Origin of the sequence: Nocardia blacklockiae (genome assembly GCF_015477355.1) — a bacterium.
Lineage (GTDB): Bacteria > Actinomycetota > Actinomycetes > Mycobacteriales > Mycobacteriaceae > Nocardia > Nocardia blacklockiae.
Genome location: NZ_JADLRJ010000006.1, coordinates 29,595 through 52,196, shown reverse-complemented (window position 1 = coordinate 52,196; position 22,602 = coordinate 29,595). Strand labels below are relative to the sequence as shown.

The window sequence follows — 22,602 nt, the reverse complement described above, 5'->3', positions numbered from 1 at the left end:
CCCGCATTCTCCCGCGGGCCGACACCGGTTCGTCGCCGTCACGCCTGCCAACACACGCCGCAAGCGGTAAGTACGCACGGCGGGCCTGGCCGAGCAGCTACCCGAGGCAGAAATTCCTCCGCCGCATCCTACTTCGCGGCAGGAACCCGAAAGTGACTCGGTTCGGCGTCTGCAGGAACCGCAGTGGCGAGGGTGAAAGGCTCTACCAGCGACCGCAATTCGATGAGATGCCGGGCATGCGCGTCGAGCAGGCGGTCCTCCTCCGACACCGGCTGCCACTGCTTCACCGGGCGCGCCTTGCCGTGCTCGTCGACCGCGACCACGACGGCCAGACCGTGAGCGGCGAGTTCCGGTTCGTCGGAATGGGTTTCGGTGGCTGTCACATGGACGCTCATGTGCATGCTGCGGGGGCCGGTGTGGATGAGCCGCGCGGTGATCTCGACGACGTGGCCGATGAGAATGGGCCGGTAGAACCGGATTCCGCCGAAGTAGGACGTAATGACGTGCTGCGCGGCCCAATCCGCGCCGCAGACGCAGGCGGCCTCGTCGATCCAGCCCATGGTGCGGCCGCCGTGCACCTTGCCGCCCCAGTTGATGTCCGAGGGCGCGGCGAGGAAACGCAGTGTGGCGCTGGGCGCGGTGCCGGATGCCGTGTAGTGCTGTGTGGCCATCGCCTCCTCGATCTGCTTGCGGACCGCGATGCGCGAGCGCGCCTGGCGGTGCCGCTCCAGCTCCAGGATGGTCGTCGGATTCCATTGCGGCACTTCGACGGTGCGCTTGTGCTCGTCCACAGCGACGAAGATCGTCAGGCACTGCGCCGTCTGCACCGGCTTCACGCGGGTGGGATCGGTCGAGTACACGGTGACGAGGATGTGCATGCTGGTGCGTCCGGTGTGGACGAGCTTCGCGTGCAGTTCGACCAGCTCGCCCGCGGCGATCGGGCGGTCCAGGTGGATGTTGCCGACATAGGCCGTCACGCAGTAGCGGCCGCTCCACTGGGCCGCCGCGGCATAGGCGACCTTATCGACCCATTCGAGCAGTTTGCCACCGTCGACCGAGCCGAGTATGCCGGCGTCGGCGGGCTTGACGAGAAAACGATGGATCGCCTCGGATCTCCGTCCGGCCGAGGCCGGGTTGGGGACGGTGGGCGCGAGTTGAGCTGAAGGCAAGGTGTCACAATCCGTTCGGGCAGAGGTTCGATGCTCTGACTCCGTTGTCGCGGAGCACCATAGGCATCCGGCGCGATTACGGGCGAGTAACTGACTTCCCGGCAGCGGCGGGTGCGGAACCGAAACGGACGGTTCGGGCGCGCTCGCTCGAACCGCGAGCAATCCTTGTCACGTTTTGCCCAGCGGCCGCCGGGTTTGCTGGAGAATCGACCGGGTGACTTCGTCCATGGACCGGCTCCGCCAAATCGTCCCGCCACCCACTCCCGCCCCGGATACCAACTGGGACAACGTGGAACGAACACTCGGGTTCCGGTTACCGACCGACTACAAGGAGTTCGTCGACACCTACGGCGGCAGCCACTGGGAGGACTACCTCTACGTCATGGCGCCCGGCTGCCCGGTCGGCAGTTACGACCTGTTCGAGTGGAAGGACTGGCAGACCGAGGAGCTCAACGACCTCTGGGAGTTCGAGCCCAAGCCCGCCGAACTGGAGGAACCCGGCACCCGGATCGTCCCCTGGGCCACCACCGACAACGGCGAGATGCTCTACTGGCTTATCCGCCCCGGCCAGCAACCCGACGACTGGACCGTCCTGATCAACGAAAGTCGCGGCCCCCTCTGGGAGCACGTCCCCCACACCTGCACCCAGTTCCTGGCCTCCGCCCTCACCGGCGACCTCCGCTCGGTCCTCCTGTCCGACAAGCACTTCCCCCTCCCCGTACACAAGGTCCAGCAAGCCCACGCGCAGTAATCTACGAAACGCGAAGGGCCCCCGCCGAACCGGCGGGGGCCCCGAATGCGCTGGGACTCAGGCGGTCTCGGTGATCGGCCGGTCGACCCAGCTCATCAGGCCGCGGAGCTTGGCGCCGGTGACCTCGATGGGGTGCTCGGCGTTCTGCTTGCGCAGCGACTCCAGCTCCTTGTTGCCGCCCTCGACGTTGGCGACCAGGCGCTTGACGAAGGTGCCGTCCTGGATGTCCTTCAGGATCGCCTTCATGCGCTCCTTGGTGTCGGCGTCGATGACGCGCGGGCCCGACAGGTAGCCACCGAACTCGGCGGTGTCGGAGACCGAGTAGTTCATGCGGGCGATGCCGCCCTCGTACATGAGGTCGACGATCAGCTTCAGCTCGTGCAGCACCTCGAAGTAGGCCATCTCCGGGGCGTAGCCGGCCTCGACCATGACCTCGAAACCGGTCTTCACCAGCTCCTCGGTGCCGCCGCAGAGCACGGCCTGCTCACCGAACAGGTCGGTCTCGGTCTCTTCCTTGAAAGTGGTCTTGATGACGCCGGCGCGGGTGCCGCCGATGCCCTTGGCCCACGACAGCGCCAGGGCCTGGCCCTCGCCCTTCGGGTCCTGGTCGATGGCGATCAGGGCGGGAACGCCCTTGCCGTCGATGAACTGGCGGCGGACCAGGTGGCCCGGGCCCTTCGGGGCGACCATGCCGACGGTGACGTTGCCCGGCGGCTTGATCAGGCCGAAGTGGATGTTCAGGCCGTGGCCGAAGAACAGCGCGTCGCCGTCCTTCAGGTTCGGCTCGATCTCCTCCTTGAAGATCGCCGCCTGCGCGGTGTCGGGGGCGAGCACCATGATGACGTCGGCCCACGCCGACACCTCGGCGGGCGTGCCGACGGTCAGCCCGGCCTCCTCGGCTTTCTCGCGCGACTTCGAGCCCTCCTTGAGGCCGATGCGCACCTCGACACCCGAGTCGCGCAGGCTCAGCGAGTGCGCGTGGCCCTGGGAGCCGTAACCGATGACGGCGACCTTGCGACCCTGGATGATCGACAGGTCGGCATCGTCGTCGTAGAACATCTCGACAGCCACTGGTTATATCCCTTCTGGAATCTCTATAAGCATTCGGTCAGCGCCCCGCGCGGGAGCGCAGTATCAAGTCGGATCCACGAGCTGAGAATTTGCCCTGTCGATCCGGACAACTCTAACGAGTCGCGGTGATCGACTTGGGCCCGCGTCCCACGGCCACCACGCCCGACTGCACGATCTCGCGAATCCCGTACGGCTCCAACATCCGCAGCAGCGCGTCGAGCTTGGAGCGGGTGCCGGTCGCCTCGACGGTGAGCGCGTCGGGCGACACGTCGATCACCTTCGCCCGGAACAGGCCGACCGCCTCGATCACCTGGGTGCGCACGCTGGCGTCGGCGCGCACCTTCACCAGGATGAGTTCGCGGGCCACCGAGTTCTCGGCGTCCTGCTCCACGATCTTGATGACGTTGACCAGCTTGTTCAGCTGCTTGGTGACCTGTTCGAGCGGCAGGTCCTCGACGGTCACCACGATGGTCATCCGCGAGACGTCCTTGACCTCGGTGCCGCCGACGGCGAGGGACTCGATGTTGAACCCGCGGCGGGAGAACAGGCTGGCCACGCGGGCCAGCACGCCCGGCTTGTCCTCCACCAGCACGCTCAGGGTGTGGGTGGTGCTCATTGGTCGGTCCCCTTCCGGGTGGCCCGCTCGTGGGCGGCGAGCGTGGCCTTCTCGTGCGACATGGCCTCGTGGATCACCGCGGGCTCGGCGACGGTCTCGTCCTCGTCGAACAGCGGGCGGATGCCGCGCGCGGCCATGATCTCGTCGTTGGAGGTGCCGGCGGCGACCATCGGCCACACCTGGGCGTCCTTGCCGACGATGAAGTCGATCACCACGGGTCGGTCGTTGATGGACTGCGCCTCGCGGATGGCGGCCTCGACATCCTCTTCCTTCTCCACGCGAATTCCGTGGCAGCCCAAGGCTTCCGCGAGCTTCACGAAGTCGGGGATGCGCAGGGTGTGGGTGCCCAGGTCGGTGTTGGAGTAGCGCTGCTCGTAGAACAGGGTCTGCCACTGCCGGACCATGCCGAGGTTGCCGTTGTTGATCAGCGCGACCTTGATCGGCACGCCCTCGACGGCGCAGGTGGCCAGCTCCTGGTTGGTCATCTGGAAGCAGCCGTCGCCGTCGACCGCCCAGACCTCCTTGTCCGGCGCGCCCATCTTGGCGCCCATGGCCGCCGGAACGGCGTAGCCCATGGTGCCCAGGCCACCGGAATTCAGCCAGGTGCGCGGCTTCTCGTACTTGATGAACTGCGCGGCCCACATCTGGTGCTGGCCCACGCCCGCCACGTAGACGGCGTCGGGACCGGCCAGCTCGCCCAGCTTCTCGATGACGAACTCCGGCGACAGCGAGCCGTCGCTCGGCGGGGTCCAGCCCAGCGGGTACTGCTCGCGGACGCCGTCGAGGTAGGCCCACCACTCCGAAAGGTTCAGCAGCGGAGCGCCTTTGGCGGCGGGATCGGCCTTCAGGGTCTCGATCAGCTCGCCGATCACCTCGCGGCAGTCGCCCACGATCGGGACGTCGGCGTGCCGGTTCTTGCCGATCTCGGCGGGGTCGATGTCGGCGTGGATCACCTTGGCGTTCGGGGCGAACGAGTCCAGGCGGCCGGTGACGCGGTCGTCGAAGCGCGCGCCGAGGGTGATCAGCAGGTCCGACCTCTGCAGTGCCGCAACGGCTCCCACGGTGCCGTGCATGCCGGGCATGCCCATGTTCAGCTGGTGGCTGTCGGGGAACGCGCCGCGCGCCATCAGGGTGGTGACCACCGGGATGCCGGTCAGCTCCGCCAGTTCCAGCAGTTCCTTCGAGGCGTCGGCCTTGATCACGCCGCCGCCGACGTAGAGCACCGGGGACTTCGCCTCGAGGATCATGCGGGCGGCTTCGCGGACCTGCTTGCCGTGCGGCTTGGTGACCGGGCGGTAGCCGGGCAGCCGCATCTCCGGCGGCCAGCTGAAGGTGGTCTGCGCCTGCAGCACGTCCTTCGGGATGTCGACCAGCACCGCGCCCGGGCGGCCGGTGGAGGCCAGGTGGAAGGCCTCGGCGATGGTGCGCGGGATGTCGATCGCGTCGTTGACCAGGAAGTTGTGCTTGGTCACCGGCATGGTGATGCCGGAGATGTCGGCCTCCTGGAAACCGTCGGTGCCGATGAGCGAGCGCGCGACCTGACCGGTGATGGCGACCAGCGGCACCGAGTCCATCTGCGCGTCGGCGATCGGGGTGACCAGGTTGGTGGCGCCGGGACCGGACGTGGCCATGCACACACCGACCTTGCCGGTGGCCTGCGCGTAGCCGGTCGCGGCGTGACCCGCGCCCTGCTCGTGCCGGACGAGAACGTGACGCACCTTGGTGGAATCGAACAGCGGATCGTAGACCGGGAGTACCGCACCGCCCGGAATGCCGAAGATCGTGTCGACGCCGAGCTCCTCGAGGGAGCGGACGACCGACTGCGCGCCGGTCACCTTCTCGGGCGGGACCTGGCGGCGGGTTCCGGATGCCGCCGGTGTCGGCTGGGTGGCCGAAGGCGCGGGCCTGCGAGCCGAGGGCCCGGGCCGTGCGGTAGGTGCGCTCACCGTCTTTTCCTTACTGCTTGTCGTTCTGGTCACAGAACTTGCCTGAACATAAAAAAGCCCCCGACAGCCGAGGCTGATCGAGGGTGGCGCGTCGCAGCTGCGAGCTTGACGTTGTCAGGCTCAGCGCTGGACGCGCCGGCCGATTACGAGAAGCTCGATTCGATTCACGCGCACGACGGTATGCGTGCGAGAGCCGATGAGTCAAATTGCTTGACATGTGGTGTCCCATTATGTGAGACGGGGCGGTTTCGTCTGTCTGTCTACCGTGATGCGAGGATGGGGGTGTGTCGTCGCCGCATCAGTCCGTGCCACCTGCTCGATCGTCGCATACCGCCGAGAGCGGAGGGGATACGGGTCGGGTGATCAGAATCCCCCGGCTCGGTCATGTCGGGGTGCTCATCCTGCTGTTCTGCGTGGCGTTCCCGTTCTTCGGGTGGCCCGCGGTGCTGTGGGTGCTGTTCCTGATTCCGGCCGCGGTGTCGCTGTGGATCGAACGCTCGCGGACCACGGTGTCGGAGGGCGGGCTGGATCTGCGGACCGTATTCGGGTCGCGGCACCTGGACTGGTCGCAGATCAAGGGACTGCGAATTCCCAAGCGCGGCTTCGTGCGCGCGCATCTGACCGACGACTCCGAGGTCGCGCTGCCCGCGGTGAGCTACGACCGCCTGCGGCTGCTGGTCGAGGCGTCCAATGGACGCATCCCGGATCCGTTCGCCCAGCCGGAACCCGCGGAAGACGACTCGGATACCGAGCCCGCCGCGGACGCTCCGGAAACGGACGACGAGCCGAAGTAGGCAACGACACAGCGTCGCGCCGGGAACAAGAACGGCGGGCGCCGCGCTGCACCCCATACCGCTTTCTCGACTCGCGCGTGCCGTGCTCACCCGGATACCGCCCGCGCGAGGCCGATGCCTTCCCGCTGGCGGGCCGCCTACCGGCGCATCTGTTCGTACCGCGCGGGAGTACCGTGGAATAGCCGCCGAGATTCTCGGCACAGTCGCCGACCAGCCCGGGCGACCCGGTTCCGGCATCACCGGAACGACGAGCGCCGACTCGGGGACCACGAGAGGCCCGACCTCGCCGACAGCGAGGACCGCCCTCCCCCGACGACGGCGGTGCCGACGGCCCGACGGCCCATACCGGACGGCTCATACCCGACGACCTAGGACCCATACCCATGCCACCGCTTCGCTCACGCACCACCACCGCCGGACGCAACGCCGCGGGCGCTCGCGCGCTCTGGCGGGCCACCGGCCTCACCGACTCCGACTTCGGCAAGCCGATCGTCGCCATCGCGAACTCCTACACGCAGTTCGTGCCGGGCCACGTCCACCTCAAGGACGTCGGCGAGATCGTGGCGGACGCGGTACGGGCCGCGGGCGGGGTGCCGCGCGAGTTCCACACCATCGCCGTGGACGACGGCATCGCGATGGGGCACGGCGGCATGCTCTACTCGCTGCCCAGTCGCGAGATCATCTCCGACTCGGTCGAGTACATGGCCAACGCCCACACCGCCGACGCGCTGGTGTGCATCTCCAACTGCGACAAGATCACCCCGGGCATGCTGAACGCCGCGATGCGGCTCAACATCCCGGCCGTGTTCGTCTCCGGCGGGCCGATGGAGGCCGGTAAGGCCGTGGTGGTCGGCGGTGTCGCGCAGGCGCCGACCGACCTGATCACCGCCATCTCCGCCAGCGCGTCGACCAACGTGACCGACGAAGGCCTGACCGAGGTCGAGCGCAGCGCGTGCCCGACCTGTGGTTCGTGTTCGGGCATGTTCACCGCCAACTCGATGAACTGCCTCACCGAGGCGCTGGGCCTGGCGCTGCCGGGCAACGGCTCCACCCTCGCCACGCACGCCGCGCGCCGGGCGCTGTTCGAGCGGGCGGGCACCACCATCGTCGACATCGCGACCCGGTACTACCGCGACGACGACGAGTCGGTGCTGCCGCGAAACGTCGCCAACGCCAAGGCCTTCCGCAACGCGATGGCCCTGGACGTGGCGATGGGCGGCTCCACCAACACGGTGCTGCACATCCTCGCCGCCGCGCAGGAGGGCGAGATCGACTTCGACCTCGACACCATCGACGAGATCAGTCGCCGTGTGCCGTGCCTGTCGAAGGTCGCGCCGAACTCCGACTACCACATGGAGGACGTGCACCGCGCCGGCGGCATCCCCGCCATCCTGGGCGAGCTGCGCCGCGCGGGCCTGCTGGAGACCGACGTCAGCACCGTGCACACGGCGACGATGGAAGAGTGGCTCGACACCTGGGACATCCGCTCCGGCAAGGCTTCCGAGGAGGCCATCGAACTGTTCCACGCCGCGCCGGGCGGGGTGCGCACCACCGAGCCGTTCTCCACGGACAACCGGTGGTCCTCGCTCGACACCGACGCGGCCGGCGGGTGCATCCGCGATCTCGAGCACGCCTACACCGTCGAGGGCGGGCTGTGCGTGCTGAAGGGCAACATCGCTCCCGACGGCGCGATCCTCAAGACCGCCGGTATCGATGAGGACCTGTTCACCTTCGAGGGACCGGCCGTGGTGGTCGAGTCCCAGGAGGAGGCGGTGTCGGCCATCCTCGGCAAGCAGATCAAGCCGGGCGACGTGGTCGTGGTGCGCTACGAGGGCCCGTCCGGCGGGCCGGGCATGCAGGAGATGCTGCACCCCACCTCGTTCCTCAAGGGTCTGGGGCTGGGCAAGCAGTGCGCGCTGATCACCGACGGCCGCTTCTCCGGCGGCACCTCGGGCCTGTCGATCGGCCACATCTCCCCCGAGGCGGCCAGCGGCGGCGCCATCGGCCTGATCGAGAACGGTGACCGCATCCGCATCGACGTGCACACCCGCGCACTCGAATTGCTGGTCCCCGACGAGGTTCTCGCCGAGCGCCGGGCGAAAATGGATGCCTCCGAACGCCCCTGGCAGCCGGCCCACCGCGACCGGACCGTCACCACCGCGCTGCGGGCCTACGCGGCCCTGGCGACCTCCGCCGACAAGGGCGCGGTCCGCCGGGTGCCGTAGGCGCCACCGCTACGCGAAAGCCGGGATCCCTTGCGGGGTCCCGGCTTTCGTTATCTCTGTGACGGGTCAGTCGATGGTGCCGACGAAGGGGTTGCCGCCGTGGAGGACCAGCCAGCCGCCGATGGCTGCGGCGAGGGCGAGGAGGAGGACCACGAAGGAGCCCCAGGCGGGGCGGGAGGCCCAGCCGCGGTTGCGGTCGAAGGACAGGCGGCCGGGGCCGGTGAGGATCAGCACGGCGGCCAGGCCGGCGAGGATCGCCTCCAACTCGGTTGTCTTGTACTGGAATCCGGGCGCCATGCCCTGCTTCCACAGCCACGCGTCGGCGATCGAGGCGAACAGCGCGCCCGCCGCCAGTGGCGTGGCCAGGCCGAGCACCACCAGCGCGCCGCCGCCGACCTCGGAGATGGTGAGCATCGCGGTGGACAGTTCGACGTGCTTCCAGCCGCCCTGCTCCAGCATCTGCTTGGTGCCGTCCAGGCCGGGGCCGTGGAACCAACCCGCCAGCTTCTGCAGGCCGTGGTAGAGGAAGGTCAAGCCGATCACCAGGCGCAGTCCGAGCAGGCCCAGATCCTGTGTGCCGCGGCGAGAATCGCGGCGGCGCGGGCGGCCGTTCTCGGCCGTCGCGGCCGGGGCGGGCGGAATCGTGGCGAACGCGTAGGTCGGTGCGTCCGCGTCCTCGGGACCGACGGCACCGGCAGTACCCGCGGCGCTCGCCGCGCCCGCAGAGCCCGCGGCGCCCGCGGGCGGGACCTCGGGATCGAGACCGAGTTCGTCGTCGGTGTGCGGCACCTGCTTGCCCGTCGGCGGCCGGACCGGCGGGAATTCGCCGGTCGGATTGTCGAAGGGGCTGGTGGCCGCGTGACCGGACGTCTCGTGCGCCGGCTGCTCCGTCGGCTCGTTCGACTCCGGTGTCTGATTCGGCTTCTCGGTCACGGGCACAGAGTATGACGGGCGGACGGTCTGCGCGCTGTCCGATCTCGGCGTGTCCCGTGGCGGCGGCGTCGGCGCGGCAACCCCGTGCGAGCGCGGGTCGGGGTATTTCCGTAACGTCTGAGCCATGAGTGTGGTTGTCGCCGGCCGTGTCGCGTTGAGCCTGGCCGTCACCGCGGGCCTGCTGGCCGGCTGTGCGCGCTTCGACGAATCCGCGTCCGATCCGTTCACCCCCGCGCCGACCATTCGGCCCGAGGGCGTCGGGCCGACCACTCCGCAAGCGCCGAGCACCAAGAAGCGCCCGCCCGGGCCGTGCGAGGATCCCGACCCGACCGTCGTCGCCAGCTGCGTGAACGAATCCACCGGCGTCCTCGCGATGCCCGACGGCACCACCGGGATCGTCGCCGAGCGCGCCACCGGGAAGATCTTCCTGATCGACACGCAGGATCCCGGGCCGTGGCCGTACTACATGAAGCAGATCGCGCAGGTCGACGTGGACGCGTCCGGCGACGGTGGGCTGCTCGACATCACCCTGTCGCCCACCTACAGCCAGGATCGGCTGATCTACGCCTACATCACCACCGGCAGCGACAATCGCGTGGTGCGCATCGGGTCCGACGGGTCGGCCAAGCCGATCGTCACCGGAATTCCCAAGAGCGACAGCGGGAATCGAGGCTCGGTCGAATTCGTCTCGCTGGACAAGATGCTGGTGCTGACCGGCGATGCGGGCAATCCCGGCGCGGCGGCCGATCCGGGTTCGCTGGCCGGGAAGCTGCTGCGCGTCACCAATCCGACCTCCGGCGGCAATTCGCCGGAAGTGCTGGCCTCCGGGGTCGGCACCGCCGGCGGCGTCTGCCCGGATGCCGAGGGCAACATCTGGTTCACCGACCGCACCCCCGTCGCCGACCGGCTCCAGCGGCTGGACCCGAACGGCACGGTCACCACGGCATGGAACTGGCCGGACCACCCGGGCGCGGCCGGCTGCGTCGCGGGCGACGACTACGTGGCCGTCGCCATGTCCGACGCGAAGGGCCTGGCAATGGCCAAGGTGGAGAAGGACTCACACGCCATCACCTCGGCCCCCGCCCTGATGTACCAGGACAAGTGGGGCCGCCTCAACGACGCCGCCCCCGGCCCGAACGGCCTGATCTGGGCCAGCACGGCCAACAAGGTCGGCGGCCAGCCCACCCCGACCGACGACCGCGTGGTCGTCATCTCGCCCGCGGGTGGGGGCGGGGGTACGCCGGACTAGGCGGGCCGGGTCTCGTAGCGGTACGCCGGTCCGGGTCTCGCAGCGGTACGCCGGTCCGTCTATGTCGATCCGGCTTCGGCGGGCCGCCTTCGCCACTCCGGCATGCTCGGGCAGCGGTGGTTACCGAAGTGCCGCAGCGAGTTCGGCGCTCGTGGTGCTCTGGACATCGCGAGGACCTGCATCCGGGCCGATCAGCCGGGCCCCAGCCTGGCCGCGTTTCATCGAGAGATGAACGCGGCCAGGGGTTTTCGGTGTGGGGGCGGGGTCAGGCGGCGCCGCAGGCGGCGAGGACGAGTTCGCGGACGCGGGCGGCGTCGGCCTGGCCGCGGGTGGCCTTCATGACGTCGCCGACGATCTTGCCGGCGGCCTGCACCTTGCCGGAGCGGATCTTGTCGGCGATGTCGGGGTTGGCGGCCAGTGCCTTGTCGACCTCCGTCTGCAGGGCCGAATCGTCGGAGACCATGCCCAGGCCCTTGGCCTCGACGATCTGGGCCGGGTCGCCCTCGCCGGCGAGCACGAAGTCCACGACCTGCTTGGCGACCTTGCTGTTGATGGTCTTGGCGTCCACCAGCGCGACCACCTCGGCGACCTGCTTCGGCGTGATCGGCAGTTCCTCCAGGGTGACCTCGCGGTCCTTGGCGCGCTCGGTCAGCGTGTTGACCCACCAGGCGCGGGCGGCGTCGACCGAGGCGCCCGCGTCGACGGTGGCGATGATCAGGTCGAGCGCACCGGCGTTGATCAGGTCGCGGAACACCTCGTCGGACAGGCCCCAGTCGGCCTGGATGCGGGCGCGACGCAGCCACGGGTACTCCGGGATGGTGCCGCGCAGCTCGTCGACCCAGGCGGCGTCGGGCGCGACGGGCTCGAGGTCCGGCTCCGGGAAGTAGCGGTAGTCCTCCGCGGTCTCCTTGACGCGGCCGGGCGAGGTGGTGCCGTCGGTCTCGTGGAAGTGGCGAGTCTCCTGGATCACGGTGCCGCCGGAGGCGAGCACCGCGGCCTGGCGGCGCATCTCGTAGCGCACCGCCACCTCCACGCTGCGCAGCGAGTTGACGTTCTTGGTCTCGGTGCGGGTGCCGAAGACGGTGGCGCCCTTGGGCATCAGCGACACGTTGGCGTCGCAGCGCAGCGAGCCCTGCTCCATCTTCACGTCGGACACGGCGAGCGACTTCAGCAGATCGCGCAGCGCGGTCACGTAGGCGCGCGCCACCTCGGGCGCGCGGTCGCCGGCGCCGGTGATCGGCTTGGTGACGATCTCGATCAGCGGCACGCCGGCGCGGTTGTAGTCCAGCAGCGAGTGGCTGGCTCCGTGGATGCGGCCGGTGGCGCCGCCCACGTGCACCGACTTGCCGGTGTCCTCCTCCATGTGGGCGCGCTCGATCTCGACCCGGAAGGTGGTGCCGTCGTCCAGCGGGACCTCGAGGTGGCCGTCGGTGGCGATCGGCTCGTCGTACTGGCTGATCTGGTAGTTCTTCGGCTGGTCGGGGTAGAAGTAGTTCTTGCGGGCGAACCGGCCCCACGGGGTGATCGAGCAGTTGAGCGCCAGGCCGATGCGAATGGCCGACTCGACGGCCTTCTGGTTCACCACCGGCAGCGAGCCCGGCAGGCCCAGGCACACCGGGCACACCTGGGTGTTCGGCTCGGCGCCGAACGCCGTCGGGCACCCGCAGAACATCTTCGTCTCGGTGCCCAGTTCGACGTGGACCTCCATGCCCAGCACCGGCTCGTACCGGTCGACGACGTCGGCATAGTCCATCAAGTCCACCGTGGGTGCAGTCATGTCCCTCAGTCTAAGGAAAGTCGCGCGCCGCTCAGCGCCCACCCGACCCTCCCGACCGGCCCCGGAGACCCTCACCCGCCCGAGCCGGGTGAGGGTTCCCCTCCTCGGCCGATCAGTCGACGGCGATGGCCTCGACGATCGGCATGCGGGCTGCTCGGAACGCGGGTGGAATGGAACCGAGCAGCGCCAGGATCAGTGCGGCGGCGCCGTACACCAGCAGGATCGGGCTCGGCCGGTACACGACGTCGATGGTCATGGCCTGGCCCATGGCGAGGGTGGCGAGGTACTGCACGCCCGCGCCGGTGACCAGACCGATTGCCGCCCCGGTCAATCCGATCCCGACGGCCTCGGTCATGACAGTGCGGAGCAGGAAGCGGCGGCTGGTGCCCATGGCGCGCAGCACCCCTAGTTCACGGCGGCGCTCCAGGACCGACAGCATCAGCGTGTTGAGCAGCGCGGCGGTGGAGACCAGGACCACGATCCAGAGGATCGACGCCGACAGCGACGTGCCCTGCCGGACTCCCTGGGAGACCGCGGCCACCGCCTCGTCGCCGGTGTCGACGGCCAAGTCGGGGCCGGCGACGCTGCGCAGCGCGGCCATCATCCCCGCTTTGTCTGTGCCCGGGGCGAAGTCGACGCCTAGGATGGTCTCGCCCGGCCGCTCGTACCACTGACGCAGGATGTCGATGTCGAGCAGCACGATGCCGGAGACGGCCGAGAAATACGGGATCACCTGTAGCACCCGGACGTTGTGGATGCCGGTCGGCGTCGGCATGTCGAGCGTCGAACCCTCCTGCACGCCCAGCGATTTGGCGACGTCTCGGGACAGCACCACGCCCGCGCCCGTGGCCATCTGCTTGCGCACGCCCTCGTCGAGTTCGCCGATCAGGCTGGCGCGCACGCCGTTCTCGTAGGCCTGCAACATCACCCGATCACGGCCGAGGGTGGCGAAGGCCATCTGGGCCGCACCGACGCCCTCGACCCCCGGCACGGCGCGGATCCGCTCCTTCAGATCGGTGGGAAGCAGTGGGCCGGTGGGGAATTCGGCCAGCGCGGACGGGCTGACGTAGGCGTCGCGGTCGGCCAGGTCCTGGAAGGACGCGGCCGCCGAATCGACCAGGTTCCGGGACGCACCGCCCATGGCGACCGTGGCGGTGATGCCGATCATCACGGTCATGGTGGTGGCCCACACTCGGCGCGGGGAGCGTTCCAGGGTTGTCGCGCCCAGGGCGCCCGGTGCGCCGAACCAGCGCGCGATCGCGGCCGTCATCCGGATGATCGGCCCGGCCGCGGCGAAGCACAGCCCCACCGCTCCCGCGATCGAGAGCGAGATCGAGGCCAGCGACAGCCGGCCCAGCTTCGACTCGGCGACGAAGACCGCCGCCACGAGCATCGCGATGCCGGTGAATCCGGAGAACCACCGCAACAGCGGCGGCACCATGTCGGACTTCGACACTCCGACGGGGACCAGCGCCTCGATCGGCTCCACCTTGTAGATCTGCCGGGCGGCGATCGAGGCGGCCGCCACGCTGGCGAGCACGCAGGCCACGATCGCGACCGGAATCGCGTACCAGGGCACCATGTATTGCGTGCGCGACTCCACCGCCGCCACCATCGCCGACGGGATCTTGTCGATCGCGGTGCGCCCGGCGAACATGCCGATCACCGCGCCGATGGCGCCGCCCACCACGCCCAGCAGGGCGGCCTCGGCGATCAGGTCGCGCACCATGGGCCCGCGCCGGCCGCCGATGGCGCGCAGCAGCGAGAGCACCGGGCGGCGTTGCGCCACGGCCATACTCATCGCGTTGTAGATCAGGAATCCCGACACGATCAGCGCCGCGGCCGAGGCCATCGTGGTGGAATACCGCACCAGCTGGATGGCGCCGCCGGCCTGCGCGGTCCGCAGGCTCGGGTCGGCCACCACCGCGCGACCGGCGACCAGGTCGGTCAGCCGGGAACGCAGTTGGCCGACATCGGCATCCGGCTTCGGGACGATCTGGACGGAATCCAGCATGCCGGTGCGATTCACCAGCTTCTGCGCCACCGGCAGGGTGGCGACGACGATGTGCCCGTCGTTGAGATCCTTCGACGCGGCCTCGTCTAGCACTCCCGCGACCGTGACCGTGGCGGACCCGAGCTGGAACTGCTCGCCCTCGCCGTGGCCGAGCACCGCGCCGACGAGCACGCCGTTGGGCACCGACAGCAGCTTCGTGGCCTGGTCGCGCAGCGGACCGTCCAGATCGCTGCCCAGTGCCGCCACGCTGGCGTCGGCACCGACCAGCAACGTCCGGTCGCCGTGGCTGCCGACCCGGGTGCGCAGCATCGGGACCGCCGCCTCGACGCCCGGCACCGCCCGCAGCTCCGGCAGCAGTTGCTGGTCGAAGCCGGATTCGGTGATGCCGGAGATCTCCAGTTGCGCCTTGCCGCCCAAGGCGTGGGTGAGTTTGTCCACCGAGCCGGTGACCGATCCGGCGATGCTCAGCACGGCCACCAGCAGCGCCGCCGACACCGCCATGACCGACATCGACATGAGGGTGCGCCCGCGGTGCACGAACAGTTCGCCGATGTTGAACAGCCGCAGCCGGTCCCAGCCCGCACCGATCACGCGCGCACCGCCTTCTCGATCTCGGCGATGCTCGCGCGGCCGCGCTCGACCTTGTCGTTCGAGCCGATCTTCCCGTCGCGCAGCGTGATCACGCGGTCGCAGTACTGGACCGCGCCCATGTCGTGGGTGACCATGACGACCGAGTTGCCGCCGCCGGTGATCTCGCCGAGCAACTCGAGGATCGCCGCGCCGGTCTTGGAATCCAGGTTGCCGGTGGGCTCGTCGGCCAGGATCAGCGGCGGGTCCATGATCAGGGCCCGGGCCACCGCGACGCGCTGCATCTGGCCGCCCGACAGCTCGGCGGGCCGGTGGTTGGCGCGGTCGCGGAGGCCGACCAGGTCCAGCAGTTCCAAGGCACGCGGCTTGGCGCGGCGTAATCCGGTGCCGTCCAGCAGTTTCGGGATCGCGACGTTCTCCCAGGCCGACAGCGTCGGGAGCAGGTTGAAGAACTGGAACACGAAACCGACGCGGTGCCGCCGGAATTCGGACTGGCGGTCGTCGTCGAGCGAGCCGATCTCCTCGCCGCGGAACTCGATGGACCCGGAACTCGGGGTGTCCAGCGCGCCCAGCAGGTGCAGGAGGGTGCTTTTGCCGGATCCGGACGGCCCGATGATCGCGGTGAATTCCCCGGGTTCGAGGCGCAGGCTCACGCCGTCCAGAGCGCGCACCCGCTGCTCCCCCACCAGGTATTCCTTACTGACGTCGGTCAGTTCCAACACAGCGGTCGCCTCTCTGTCGTTCTTCGGCGCGGTTCGACTCGCGCCGGCATGCTGCGGCTTTCGGGTGCCGGATCAGGAGGCCAGTGCCCGCGACTCCCGCCAGCGGCGGGCGTCCTGGGCATCGAGGACGGCCCGGAGCACGGGCTGCTCGGCCGCCAGCTCCAGGTAGGCCTCGGCGGCCGACCTCCCCTCCAGCAGGGCCTGATCCAGCTTTGCGCGCAAGTGGTTGTCCCACTGGTACTGCAGGGCGGCCAGCACCCCGGCGGGGCCGCCGAAGAGTCTGTCGCATTCGGGAAGGTCGTAGAACAAGCCGGGTGTGGCCGGGTCCGCGGCCGCGCGGGCGAGTACCTCGTGCAGGATTTCGGTACGAGCGTGCAGGTCGGTCCACGTCATCGCACCCACCTCCTCCGTTCGTGTGCCCGCCGCTCACCACCGGGCACGGTGACACTCACGCTACGGTCGCCGGGCCGCCGCGTCTTCGTGCCGCGGACGAGACTTCGCCTCCTACCGTGGTAGGAGTACCCCTGCGTTCACGGCACGATGCCGCGGCACCGGCGGGGCGGCTAGCCTTGCAGAATGGCTGTGACCGACGCCACGGGGCAGGGCAGAAGCGCCCCCGCGCAGGGCGAGACCGGGCCGACCGGTACCGTCGCCGGTTCCCGGCTGCCCGCCCGGATCGGCGCGCGGCTCCGCGAATTCCTGCACGACCCGGTCAATTCGGTGCGCCGCAAGATCGAGAACACGTCCTACGACTATCCGCCCTCGGTGATCTACACCGCCGACGGCGCGATGATCATCACCGCCATCGCCGCGGCCGCGCTGCGGCACGACTACTTCGCCACCACACTGCCGTTCGTCGCGGTGCTGATCCTGGTGCTGTGCTACCCGATCATCTTCCTGTTCGATCTGGAGCCGCATCCGATCGTGCTGGCCGGGTCGGCCATGGCCGCTGCGGCGATCTTCCTGGCCCAGCCGGTCTCCCCCGACTGCTCGACCTTGGTGCTCACGGTGGTCGTGGGCGAGGTGGCCGCGATCGCGCCGAAGAAGGTGAGCATCGCCGTCACCGTCGCCGCCCTGCTCGAGCTGCTGTTGTTCGCCGCGCTGGGCAATGTGGAGGCCGGGCTGCCGATGTATCTGGTCGGCGTCGTGCTGGGCTGGATGGTCGGGTTGATGCTGCAGTTCCAGCGCCGCTTCCTCTACCAGGAGCGGGAGAACCAGGAGAACCGCGCCATCCGCGCCGCCGACGAGGAGCGCCGCCGCATCGCCCGCGAGGTGCACGACGTGATCGCGCACTCGCTCAGCGTCACCATGCTGCACCTGACCGCCGCGCGCCACGCCCTGCAGACCGACCGCGATGTGGACGAGGCGGTCGACGCGCTCACCGACGCCGAACGGCTCGGCCGGCAGGCCATGTCGGACATCCGTCGCACGGTGGGCCTGCTCGACCAGCGGCCGTCGAGCTGGGCGCCCGAACCCGGCCTGGACGATATGGACGGCCTGGTAGCGGATTTCGTCCGCGCCGGCCTCCCGGTCGACTACACCCTCGTCGGCGACACCGGCTCGGTGTCCGCGGCCACGGGTCTGGCGCTCTACCGGATCAGCCAGGAGTCGCTGGCCAACGTCGCCAAGCACGCCCCCGGCGCCGAGGTCGTGCTGCGCATCGAGATCACCGCATCGGAGGTGTCCGCGCTGGTGACCAACACGACGCCCGGCTGGACGGTGCATCGGGGGCGCGGCATGGGCATCTCCGGCATGCGCCAGCGGGCCACGCTGCTGGGCGGCAGCCTCACCGCCGGCCCCGGCGAGAGCGGATGGCAAGTGCGAGCACGCATTCCACTGGGCGGCGAGAAATCCGCAGGCGGTTGCGCGGCCGGCGCCGTGGAGGATCCGCTGCGGTTGGTGCGCGACGCCTTCGCCTCGATGACACGGAAAATGCAGGAGGGTACGTGACTTCGGGACCGGACACCGCGAGCGCCCCCGTGGGAGCGGAGGCCGGCACCATCACCGTCCTCGTGGTCGACGACCAGGAACTGGTGCGCGGCGGACTGCGCCGCATCCTGCGCCGCCGCGACGGTTTCCTGGTCGCGGAATGCTCCGACGGCGACGAGGTGCCGGCGGCCGTCGCCGCGCAGCGCCCCGACGTGGTTCTGATGGATCTGCGGATGAAACGGGTCGGCGGCATCGACGCCACCCGCCTGCTGCGCGCCCACGGCGACGCCCCGCCGGTCCTGATACTCACCACCTTCGACGACGACCAGCTGCTGTCGGGCGCGCTGCGCGCGGGCGCGGCAGGGTTCCTGCTCAAGGACTCGCCCGCCGAGGACCTCATCCGCGCGGTCCGCACGGTCGCCGCGGGCGGTTCGTGGCTGGATCCGTCGGTCACCGGCCGCGTGCTCTCGGCCTACCGGTCGGTGCGCCCCGCACCGTCGAAGACGCACAACCGGCTCGACGAGCTGACCGCCCGCGAATTCGAGGTGCTGCGGCTGATCGGCCGCGGGCGTGTCAACTCCGAAATCGCGGAAGAGCTCGGTATCTCGGAGGTGACCGTAAAGAGCCACGTAGGACATATTTTCGGGAAGCTCGGGTTAAGGGATCGGGCGGCGGCGATCGTGTACGCGTTTGACCACGGCGTGGTCGCACCCGGAGAATCGGCAGTCTGAGGGGCAGGCACAACCCCGGTGACACACCGGGCACGGGTTTCGCACCCTGCCCAGGATGTGGAGGTTTCACCGGTGGACGCACCGCGGTCCCGGGCCGGCGACAGATTCGGCCCGTACGAGCTGCGCTCGCTGCTGGGCAGAGGCGGCATGGGCGAGGTCTACGAGGCCTACGACTCGACCCAGGACCGGGTCGTCGCGCTGAAGTTGCTGTCGGAAGCCTTGGCGGAGGACCCGGCCTACCGGGCGAGGTTCCGTCGCCAGACGGAGGCCACGGCGAAACTGTCCGAGCCGCACGTCATTCCGATCCACAACTGGGGCGAGATCAACGGCGTCCTCTACATCGATATGCGCCTGGTCCGGGGGGACAATCTGCGCACGCTGCTGCGCCGGCACAGCCCGATGGATCCGGATCGGGCCGTCAATCTCGTCGAACAGGTGGCCGCGGCGCTGGACGCCGCGCACCGCGCGGGCGTGGTGCACCGCGACGTCAAGCCCGCGAACATCCTGGTCACCGCGGCCGATTTCGCCTACCTCGCCGATTTCGGGATCTCGCGCAGCGAGGGCGACAGCAGTGTGACGCTGGTGGGCACGGCCGCGGGCACCTACACCTACATGGCCCCCGAGCGGTTCGACGTGGGCCCGGTGACCGGCCGCGCCGACATCTACTCGCTGGCCTGTGTGCTGCACGAATGCCTCACGGGCAACGCCCCTTTCCCGGCGAAGAACGTGAGCGCGCTGATCCGCGCCCACCTGTCCGATCCGCCGCCGCGGCCCAGCCTGCAACGCTCCGATGTCCCGCCCGCGCTGGACGCGGTGATCGCGCACGCGATGGCCAAGGCCCCCGAGGATCGCTATTCGACGGCAGGCGAATTCGCCGGGGCGGCCCGCGCGGCCTTCGGGCTTTCCGCCGGATACGGCCCCAGCCCGGCCGATAGCGGAGCCATCGCCGCGGCCTACGCCGGCGCGGACATGTTCGCCGACAACACCGACCAGCCCGACGAGTACGACGAGGCGGGCCGCTACTCGACCGGCTCCCACGAATTCGACGCCGCCACCGCCGCATTCGACGATTCCGACCGCACCCCCGTCGAATCCGAAACCTACGAATCCCGCCCGCCTGCCAATTCCGACGCCTACAAATCGTTCCCCGCCACCGACTCGGGCGCCTACGAGTCGTACGCCCCCACCGAATCCGGTGCCTTCAAATCCGCACCCCCCGAATCCGATGCCTACGAGTCGTTCCCACCTCCTGACTCGGGTGCCTTCGAATCGATCGCAACCTCTGACTCGGACGCCTACCAAGCGTCGCCCCCCGCTGATTTCTCCGCGCGCGGCCGGTTCCTGGTAGGTCCGGACCCCGGCGCGAGTGCCGAGGGTACGGGCGCCGCAGGCGTCGCGCACGCCGCCCGGCCGGGACCGTTCAGCCTCGACCGAACGCCGGCCGAGCCCACCACCGTGCTGCGCGCCGACACCCTGGCACCCGGCGACGCGGGCGCGGCGCACCCCGAGCAGGTGCCGAAGGCGCCCGGCGCCAACACCTTCCAGCCGTTCGGCCCCGAGGGTCCCACCATCCCCGCCCGCTTCCCACCGCGCGGTCCGGTCGCCACGCCCGGCGACGAGGCCGCACCGGCGACGCCTGCGGAAAACACTCCTGCCGGACAGCCCACCACCGTGATGCGCACCGGCACGGGCGCCGCGGGCGCGCTCCCGGACCGATCCGCACGCACCGGTCCCGCGGCCGCAGACGCCGGTTCGGCACGCAACCGCCCCGGCACGCCCCAGGACGACCCGACCACCGCACCGCGCGGCACGTCCTTCGAGGACGAGCAACTCCCCGCGGCGCGCGGCTACTCCACCACGGGCTCGCTGCGAATCATCGCGCCGCCCGACCCGGACCGGGATCGCGACACCTCCGGCGATCTCCCGGTTATCCGTCCGACGGATCCGACGCAGGTGCGCCCGGACGACTTCCGTTTCGCCCCGCTGCCGCCCGCCCGCGAATCCGACGCACCCCGCGACCGCGCCCCGGTGGGCGACGATTACGCCGAACCCGCGAGCGGCTATCCCCTCGACGAGGACTACCAGCGCGGCTACGACGAGCCGCGCGCCTACGCCGACTACGCCGAGAACGCCTACGCCCCAGCCGGATACGACGACCCGGATTACGACCAGCGCGACGGTTACGCGCAGCAGAACCACACCGGCGACTACGACCGCCCCGACGACGAGTACGGCTCCCCCGCGGCGTACGGCGACGCACACGAGTCCCCCCGGGCATACGGCGACGCACACGACTCACCCCGAGCGTACGGCGACGCACACGAGTCCCCCCGGACATACAGCGACGAGTACGAGTCCCCCCGGGCATACGGCGACGAATACGAGTCACCCCGCGCCTACAACGAATACGAATCACCTCGCGCGTACGACGACGAAAACGAGTCACCCCGCCCGTACGGCGACGAATACAAGTCACCCCGCGCGTACAACGACGAATACGAACCATCCCGCGCTTACGGCGACGAATACGAGGAGTACGACTACGCCTTCGGCGGACACCAGGACTACGACCGCCGGACCGCCGCCCCCGGCGACGGCCGCGAACGCAACGGGAAACGCTCTTACGTCCTGCCGGCCGTCCTCGGCGTGCTCGCGGTGGTGCTCGTCTTCGGCGTCGCCGCGGTCGGCTGGCGCATTGTGAGCAAACCCGGTGACACCGCCCCGTCGGCGGCCTCGGACACCAGCGAACCGAATGTCGCTGCGCCCCAGCCGTCCACGTCGGCCACGCCCACCACCACCTCGGCCACGACGACCACCGCCGCCGTGCCCGCCGGCGCCACCGAATGCCAGAGCGGCACCGCGGCGACGGGCAAGTACTCGAAATCGGCGACGGGCAGTTCGGTGACCTCGTGCGCGTTCGCGGAGGCGGTCCGCGAGGCGTACGCGCAGCAGGCCGCGGGCGGGTCGGCCGCACCGTCGTCGGTGGTCGCGGTGAGCCCGGTGACGGGGCGGTCGTACACCATGAACTGCACGACCTCCGGCCGCATCGTCACCTGCACCGGTGGTGAGAACGCGGTGGTGTATGTCTACTGAGGTGAATGGTTTCCGGCGCAAAGCTTTTCGGTGGGCGCTGCTGACGGTGTCGACGGTGACGATCTCGGCGTGCGCGGCGAACGCCGGCGCCCCGGTCCCGGTGGCGGACGAGGTCGTCGTCCCGGCGCCCACCGCGAACACGGCGGCGCAGCCGGGCACGCACCGGGTCGGCGGCGATCTGGCCGTGCCGAGTTCGCTGGCCACCGAATTCGCCGCGCTGCAAGCGGAATTGCCCGGCACCATGGGATTGGCCGTGATGCCGGTCGGCGGCGACCGCGCCATCACCCTGGGCAACTGGACCACCGGAATCGCCTGGTCGACCATCAAGGTCCCGCTGGCGCTGGCGGCCCTGCGCAAGGAACCGGACGGCTTGTTCGACACCGCTTCCGCGGCGATCACCGCCTCCGACAACGACGCGGCCCAGCAGCTGTGGGACGCGCTCGGCGGCGGCGACCAGGCGGCCGACGCGGTCGAGGCGGTGCTGCGCGAAGCCGGGGACACCACCACCGATGTCGCCGACCGGCACAACCCGGAGGCCCGCGAGACGGTCGACGACCCGCTGGCCTTCGGCGCCACCGTGTGGACCCTGGTCAACCAGGTCCGCTTCGCCAGCCGGCTGCCCTGCCTGCGCTACGCGGCGCGGGTGGTGAACCTGATGGGCGAGATCACCTCCAGCCAGGCGTGGGGCCTGGGCTCCTTCGTCGGCGCCGAGTACAAGGGCGGCTGGGGTCCCGACGACGACACCGGCGCCTACCTGGTCCGCCAGTTCGGCTTGATCCCGACCTGGTCGGGGCAGCTGGCGGTGGCCATTGCGGCACAACCGGATTCGGGCACCTTCGAGGACGGCACCGCGATGCTCGACAAGATGGCCGCCCTGCTGGCCGAGCACGTCGGCGAACTGGGCGGCGGCGAATGCCGGAAGTGATGTCGGATTCCGGCTCATATGCGACACCGTGAGTCACGGCATTTGACCGCCGCGCGCGGACGGCACAGA

17 protein-coding genes are annotated in these 22,602 nt (G+C 69.9%); 8 read left to right on the top strand and 9 right to left on the bottom strand.

What is annotated here, in order from left to right; genetic code table 11:
- Positions 1-128: 128 nt before the first annotated feature.
- Entirely contained in the window at positions 129-1,169 is a 1,041-nt protein-coding gene (locus IU476_RS19580; RefSeq protein WP_195102141.1) for an acyl-CoA thioesterase, read from the bottom strand.
- Between the two features lie 214 nt (positions 1,170-1,383).
- On the opposite strand from IU476_RS19580, the gene IU476_RS19575 reads away from it, so the two are divergent.
- Positions 1,384-1,920, top strand: a complete 537-nt coding sequence (locus IU476_RS19575; RefSeq protein WP_324194143.1) for an SMI1/KNR4 family protein — start codon at positions 1,384-1,386, stop codon at positions 1,918-1,920.
- Positions 1,921-1,977: 57 nt separating this feature from the next.
- Here the strand turns inward: IU476_RS19575 and ilvC are convergent, their stop codons facing one another.
- The 3 genes from ilvC to IU476_RS19560 form a co-directional block, all read right to left on the bottom strand.
- The gene (gene ilvC, locus IU476_RS19570; protein WP_195102660.1) at positions 1,978-2,979 is read right to left on the bottom strand and encodes a ketol-acid reductoisomerase; all 1,002 of its coding nucleotides are present in this window, start codon (positions 2,977-2,979) and stop codon (positions 1,978-1,980) included.
- A gap of 124 nt (positions 2,980-3,103) precedes the next feature.
- A complete protein-coding gene (ilvN, locus tag IU476_RS19565; RefSeq protein WP_195102139.1) occupies positions 3,104-3,607 on the bottom strand; it encodes an acetolactate synthase small subunit in 504 nt (167 codons plus the stop codon).
- Positions 3,604-5,553, bottom strand: coding sequence for an acetolactate synthase large subunit (locus IU476_RS19560; RefSeq protein WP_195102132.1), 1,950 nt, complete (start codon positions 5,551-5,553; stop codon positions 3,604-3,606). The genes ilvN and IU476_RS19560 overlap by 4 nt, the downstream gene beginning before the upstream one ends.
- A gap of 359 nt (positions 5,554-5,912) precedes the next feature.
- Between IU476_RS19560 and IU476_RS19555 the strand changes: the two genes are divergently transcribed.
- Together IU476_RS19555 and ilvD are read left to right on the top strand one after the other, a co-directional pair.
- Entirely contained in the window at positions 5,913-6,347 is a 435-nt protein-coding gene (locus tag IU476_RS19555) for a PH domain-containing protein (RefSeq protein ID WP_195102131.1), read from the top strand.
- Between the two features lie 383 nt (positions 6,348-6,730).
- On the top strand, positions 6,731-8,572 hold the full coding sequence (gene ilvD / locus IU476_RS19550; RefSeq protein WP_195102130.1) for a dihydroxy-acid dehydratase: 1,842 nt from the start codon (positions 6,731-6,733) through the stop codon (positions 8,570-8,572).
- Between the two features lie 66 nt (positions 8,573-8,638).
- Here ilvD and IU476_RS19545 read toward each other — a convergent pair whose 3' ends face one another.
- Positions 8,639-9,505, bottom strand: a complete 867-nt coding sequence (locus IU476_RS19545) for a DoxX family protein (protein WP_324194142.1) — start codon at positions 9,503-9,505, stop codon at positions 8,639-8,641.
- 124 nt (positions 9,506-9,629) lie between these two features.
- Between IU476_RS19545 and IU476_RS19540 the strand changes: the two genes are divergently transcribed.
- The gene (locus IU476_RS19540) at positions 9,630-10,754 is read left to right on the top strand and encodes a PQQ-dependent sugar dehydrogenase (protein ID WP_195102128.1); all 1,125 of its coding nucleotides are present in this window, start codon (positions 9,630-9,632) and stop codon (positions 10,752-10,754) included.
- A 265-nt stretch (positions 10,755-11,019) separates the two neighbouring features.
- Here IU476_RS19540 and gatB read toward each other — a convergent pair whose 3' ends face one another.
- The 4 genes from gatB to IU476_RS19520 all read right to left on the bottom strand — a co-directional run bounded on the left by gatB (position 11,020) and on the right by IU476_RS19520 (position 16,248).
- Complete coding sequence (gene gatB, locus IU476_RS19535; RefSeq protein ID WP_195102126.1) at positions 11,020-12,531, bottom strand: Asp-tRNA(Asn)/Glu-tRNA(Gln) amidotransferase subunit GatB; 1,512 nt, start codon at positions 12,529-12,531, stop codon at positions 11,020-11,022.
- Positions 12,532-12,643: 112 nt separating this feature from the next.
- Complete coding sequence (locus IU476_RS19530; protein WP_195102125.1) at positions 12,644-15,136, bottom strand: FtsX-like permease family protein; 2,493 nt, start codon at positions 15,134-15,136, stop codon at positions 12,644-12,646.
- Positions 15,133-15,855, bottom strand: coding sequence for an ABC transporter ATP-binding protein (locus IU476_RS19525; protein ID WP_195102124.1), 723 nt, complete (start codon positions 15,853-15,855; stop codon positions 15,133-15,135). Before IU476_RS19525 ends, IU476_RS19530 begins: the two co-directional genes overlap by 4 nt.
- A gap of 72 nt (positions 15,856-15,927) precedes the next feature.
- Positions 15,928-16,248, bottom strand: coding sequence for a hypothetical protein (locus IU476_RS19520; protein ID WP_195102123.1), 321 nt, complete (start codon positions 16,246-16,248; stop codon positions 15,928-15,930).
- A gap of 183 nt (positions 16,249-16,431) precedes the next feature.
- Here IU476_RS19520 and IU476_RS19515 point away from each other — a divergent pair, with 183 nt between their 5' ends.
- From IU476_RS19515 to IU476_RS19500, 4 genes are all read left to right on the top strand, one after another.
- Entirely contained in the window at positions 16,432-17,805 is a 1,374-nt protein-coding gene (locus IU476_RS19515) for a sensor histidine kinase (protein WP_195102122.1), read from the top strand.
- Complete coding sequence (locus IU476_RS19510; protein ID WP_324194141.1) at positions 17,802-18,515, top strand: response regulator; 714 nt, start codon at positions 17,802-17,804, stop codon at positions 18,513-18,515. The genes IU476_RS19515 and IU476_RS19510 overlap by 4 nt, the downstream gene beginning before the upstream one ends.
- A gap of 72 nt (positions 18,516-18,587) precedes the next feature.
- Entirely contained in the window at positions 18,588-21,608 is a 3,021-nt protein-coding gene (locus IU476_RS37080) for a serine/threonine-protein kinase (protein WP_324194140.1), read from the top strand.
- Positions 21,598-22,533 (top strand): serine hydrolase, encoded by a 936-nt coding sequence (locus IU476_RS19500; RefSeq protein ID WP_195102121.1) that lies wholly within the window; start codon positions 21,598-21,600, stop codon positions 22,531-22,533. The genes IU476_RS37080 and IU476_RS19500 overlap by 11 nt, the downstream gene beginning before the upstream one ends.
- The last annotated feature ends 69 nt before the right edge of the window (positions 22,534-22,602 follow it).